Source organism: Intrasporangium sp., from assembly GCF_032907665.1.
Lineage (GTDB): Bacteria > Actinomycetota > Actinomycetes > Actinomycetales > Dermatophilaceae > Intrasporangium.
The window spans coordinates 1-4636 of record NZ_JAJJPG010000199.1 but is presented as its reverse complement, the minus strand read 5'-3'; the positions used below and the strand labels follow the sequence as shown (position 1 = coordinate 4636).

The following is a 4636-nucleotide window of genomic DNA, read 5'->3' as shown; positions in this document are numbered from 1 at the left end:
GCCCGCTGGGCCGCGTCGGCCGGCGGCCGACGCGAGGCCGGGCGCGACGAGAGGACACCTCGCTCCCGTCGTGACGCGCCTCAGCCCGGGCCCGGGTCAGTCGAGGAGTCCGGCTGTCCGCGCGGCGGCCACCGCTGCCGTGCGACTGTCCACGCCGAGCTTGGCGAACGCGTGGTAGAGGTGGGACTTGACCGTCGCCTCAGTGATGAAGAGCTCCTTGGAGACGTCCTTGTTGGAGCGACCGGCGGCGACGAGTTGCAGCACCTCGACCTCCCGCCCGCTCAGTCCCGCCCGGCGCGTCCGCATCGTGTCGATGACGCGCCGGCTCAGGTCTGCGTCGAGGACGGTCTCGCCGGCATGGGCCCGGGCGATGGCGGAGACGATGTCGTCAGGCGCGGCGTCCTTGAGGAGGTAGCCCGCGGCGCCTGCCTCGACCGCACGAACGATGTCGGCGTCATGGTCGTAGGTCGTGAGGATGACGACCTGCGGGGGCTGGTCGGCGAGGTGACGCAACGCCTTGGTGACCGCCACACCGTCGAGCCCCTCACCCAGCCGGAGGTCACAGAGGACGACATCAGGGCGATCGGCCTCGGCCCCCCGCACCGCGGCGACACCGTCGGCGGCCTCACCGACCACGAGAATCCCCGGTTTGGTCTCGAGGAGCGCGCGCAGCCCCGCCCGGACGACAGGATGGTCGTCGACGACCAGGACGCGGATGTCCCGGGGTCTCGTCACGGCGCACCTTCCCGCAGGGGCACGTGGGCGCTGAGGGCGGTGCCCTCCCCGGGTGCTGACTCGATGTCGAGCCCACCGCCGATCTCTCGGAGCCGTGCCCGGATCGAAGGAATGCCATAGCCGCCTGCAGGCACCGACGAGGGGGGCCAGGTCAGCGGTCCAGGGTCGAAGCCGGTCCCGTCATCGACGACGTCGAGCCGCACCGAGTCACCGAGGTCGCTGAGGGAGACGACCACCCGGCTTGCGTTGGCGTGCAGCCGCACGTTCGCCAAGGCGCCCTGGGCGGTGCGCATCAGGGCGACCTCGATCGACGTCGGCAAACCGGCGACTTCCCCTTCGACCCTCAGCTCGGTGCGCAGACCGGTCTCTGCAGCCAGCGTGTCGAGGACGCGGCGCAGCGCTGCAGGGAGCCCGGCCCCCTCGAGGTCCCTCGGCGCGAGAGCACCGACGACGCGCCGTGCCTCGTCAAGGTTGGCGGCAGCCGACTCCTCGATCTGACCGAGGAGATCGCCGACCTGTGCCTCGTCGCGGGCGGCCCGACCGGCCCGGGCGAGCAGCAGGATCGAGGAGAAGCCCTGGGCGAGGGTGTCATGGATGTCGCGGGAGAGCCGGGCGCGCTCGGCCAAAGCCCCCGACTCCCGTTGGGTGCGCGCGAGCTCTGAGTGGAGGATCTCGGTCTCCTCCTGGGCCGCGACGAGAGAGCGCACCAGCCGCTGGCGCTGGGTGGCCTCGCGGACGAGCTGCATCTGGCCGCGCGACACGAAGAGAGCGAAGACGGCTCCGATGGTCGGTCCGAGGACGCCCGGAGTGCTTGCCCCACCGGTCGCCCACCACGGGACGAGGACGACGACGGCCAAGGTGAGCGCGACGTACCCCGCCCCCCACCAGCCGACGAGGAGGTGGCCGGCGAGCAGCCAGAGGCTGAAGGCGATCCACACGTACTCGTGGGAGATCGCGACGAGCGCGAGCCACAGCGCCGTGAGTCCGCACAGCCACAGGACCACCACCCGCGTCGGCCGTCCCCGGTCCGCGGCATCTCCGGGCTGCAGGTGGGCCGTCGCGGCCCCGGCGACATACCAGGCGAGCAGCGCGGCGGTGATTCCGAGGGCGGGGAGGGCAGCAGCACCCGTCGCGAGCGCACGGACGGCGCAGACGATGGTGAGGACGGTGAAGAGCGCGTGCTGGAGCACGGTCAGGTTCCGCAGGGCCTGCGGCATGTCACGACGCTACCCGACGTGGTGGGCCACCGACGTGGGGTCGCCCGTCGCGGCACGGGTGCCTCCGCGGACGACGCGGCCGAGCCCGAGGAAGAGCAGGGCGAAGGCACCGGTCAGCACCATGTGCCCCAGCCCGGAGACCCCGGCCAGCGCGGGCGAGTCGAAGCCGCCGACGTCCGCCACCTGCATCGTGCCCTTCACCAGCATCCCCAAGGTGGTGAGGCCGAGGCCGACCTGCCAGGTCCACACCCCCCACCGGAAGCGGCGGTCGTCCTGCAGTGCCGGGAACTGGGCGACGAGGACGAGCAGCACGAGCAGGACGAGGGTCCCGAGCGTGAGCACGTGCGTGTGCACGACGGCGAGCTGGGTGCCTGCGAGCTCGCGGGTCCCGCCCAGACCGTGGTGCTTGGTGAGCTCTCGGTAGTAGAGGCCACCGGCGAGGCCGAGGGCGGTCCACAGAGTGGCGAGGCGGACGAGAAGGACGGGCATCGAGAGGCCTTTCGAGCGGATGGGTTCCTGCCGTCCACGCTAGGGAGCCGCGTCGCCAGGTCGCACGGGCGAGGGTCAACCGTTCGACTGATCTGCTCGCCTCCTGCCCCGCGCCTGCCCTGGCTACCTCTCGCGTCCACCTCGCTCAGCCGTGGGGCCCGTCCACATCACCCCGTCGCGTCCCTCCACAGCGCACGCAATGCCGCGGCAACAGCCGCAACGCCGGGCGACAGCCAGCGCGCCGACTCCCGGGTGAGGAACACCTCTGCGTCGGGGACGGGGATGGCAGCGCGGACCAGGTTGTCGTGTGCCTGGATGCTGAACTGCGGGAGCACGCCCGGGCCCAGACCCGCCGCAATGCATGACTTGACCGCCTCCAGGCTCGAGAATCGCGTGGTCCGCCCGTTCTCCCCGGTCTCGCTGCGCAGGGTGGCCAGGAACTGGTCACTGTAGGAACAGCCTTCCTCGAGGAGGAAGAGCGCGCCGGATGCCACCTCGTCGAACGTGCCGGGGGGAGGTGCCTCTGCCGCGGTCCACAGCCCGACCTCCTCGGTCCCCAGTCGTTCGGTGCTCAGCCTGGTGTTGGCCGCCGGAGGGTCCAGGGACAGCGCCAGGTCGCAGCGCCGTTGGAGCAGGTGCTCCATCGCCACCTCGGTGCCTGCGGGAATGATGTGGACCTCGAGCCCTGGGAACGTGGCGGCAAGGTCTGCGACGAGGGGCGGCAGGCGGTAGGCGCAGATGGATTCGGGCGCGGCGACGCCGATGCGACCTGTGGGCCTCTCATCCCGCAGTGCGGCGAGGAACCGCTCCTCGGCGTCGACCAGGGACCGGGCTGGCTCGAGCAGTTGCAGACCGTGCTGGGTGAGAGTCACGTGCTTGGGATTGCGGTCGAAGAGCCGGGCGCCGACCGCCTTCTCCACAAGGTGGATCCGCGCGGTCACGGCAGACTGGACGATCGCCAGGTCACGGCCGGCTGCCGAGAAGTTCCGATGGTGGGCCACAGCGAGGAACGTCCTCACCAGCTCGACATCCATGGACCAATGATAGATGGCAGCGATGGTCCTCATCACGAACAATCGTTGGACACGATCTTTCCGGGGGCCGCACGATGGTGGCATGACCTCTCAACTGCTCCGCTATGCCGCCTTCACCCGCGACCCTGCCGGGGGCAATCCCGCCGGCGTGGTGCTCGACTCGGGTGACCTCGCCGACGCAGACATGCAGCAGCTCGCCGCCGAGGTGGGCTACTCGGAGACGGCGTTCCTCACCGTGCCGGCCGCCGATGGAACCGTCGGTGTCCGCTACTTCAGCCCGGCGGCGGAGGTGCCCTTCTGCGGTCATGCCACGGTCGCGAGCGCCGTGGCGATCGCGGAACGCACCGGGCAACGCTCGCTGCACTTCCGGACGACGATCGGAGAGGTCTCGGTCGAGGTCCGCGACTCGCCCTCTGGACGTGAGGCAAGGCTCGTCAGCGTCGAGACCTCCAGCTCGCCGATCGACGACGAGATCCTCGGCCGGCTGCTCACCGCGCTCCGGTGGTCCGCAACCGACCTCGACCCGACATGGCCAGTCCATGTGGCCTACGCCGGAAACCACCACCCCATCCTCACCACTCACTCGCGCGCGCGGCTCCAGGACCTCGACTACGACTTCGACGCACTGAAGGCCCTGATGATCGAGCAGGACTGGACCACGGTCAATCTGCTCTGGTGGGAGTCCGACTCGGTGGTCCACTCCCGCAACCCCTTCCCCGTCGGCGGCGTGGTGGAGGACCCTGCCACGGGGGCAGCCGCGGCCGCACTCGGCGGCTATCTCATCGCGACCCAGCCCCCTACGAGCCCGAGGCAGCTACTGATCCGGCAGGGGGAGGACCTGGGTCGACCGAGCCGACTGGGCCTCGGGTTGACCCCCGGTTCCACCCGAGCCGTGGTCTCCGGAACCGCTGTCCGCATTCCCGACTGATCCGAGCGACCCACGGGCCGGCGCGTCCCGCTGGGACGGAGCTCAGCGGCATACGACACTCTTCGTATGCCGCTGGGCGGTCAGCCTCTGCGCGCCCGCCAAGGGCGCCAGGTGACGCGAATCGCCCTGATGATCACGTTCGCACCCAGCGCGACGGTCACCAGCGCCGCGGTACCGAAGGGTGCACGACCTATGGGCCTCGGGTCAGGTCCGGCGCCTCGGGGAGCTGTTGG

Annotated in this window: 5 protein-coding genes; 1 reads left to right on the top strand and 4 read right to left on the bottom strand. The window is 70.8% G+C overall.

Going from position 1 to position 4636, the window contains the following annotated elements; translation table 11 throughout:
• Positions 1-96 precede the first annotated feature (96 nt).
• The 4 genes from LOY02_RS18015 to LOY02_RS18000 form a co-directional block, all read right to left on the bottom strand.
• Positions 97-735, bottom strand: coding sequence for a response regulator transcription factor (locus LOY02_RS18015; protein ID WP_317183748.1), 639 nt, complete (start codon positions 733-735; stop codon positions 97-99).
• Positions 732-1952 carry a sensor histidine kinase gene (locus tag LOY02_RS18010; RefSeq protein ID WP_317183747.1) on the bottom strand — a complete coding sequence of 407 codons (1221 nt, stop codon included), beginning with the start codon at positions 1950-1952 and terminating at the stop codon, positions 732-734. Before LOY02_RS18010 ends, LOY02_RS18015 begins: the two co-directional genes overlap by 4 nt.
• A 9-nt stretch (positions 1953-1961) precedes the next feature.
• Positions 1962-2441, bottom strand: coding sequence for a DUF2871 family protein (locus tag LOY02_RS18005; protein WP_317183746.1), 480 nt, complete (start codon positions 2439-2441; stop codon positions 1962-1964).
• Between the two features lie 167 nt (positions 2442-2608).
• The gene (locus LOY02_RS18000) at positions 2609-3475 is read right to left on the bottom strand and encodes a LysR family transcriptional regulator (protein ID WP_317183745.1); all 867 of its coding nucleotides are present in this window, start codon (positions 3473-3475) and stop codon (positions 2609-2611) included.
• 82 nt (positions 3476-3557) lie between these two features.
• On the opposite strand from LOY02_RS18000, the gene LOY02_RS17995 reads away from it, so the two are divergent.
• A complete protein-coding gene (locus LOY02_RS17995) occupies positions 3558-4403 on the top strand; it encodes a PhzF family phenazine biosynthesis isomerase (RefSeq protein WP_317183744.1) in 846 nt (281 codons plus the stop codon).
• Positions 4404-4636 lie beyond the last annotated feature (233 nt).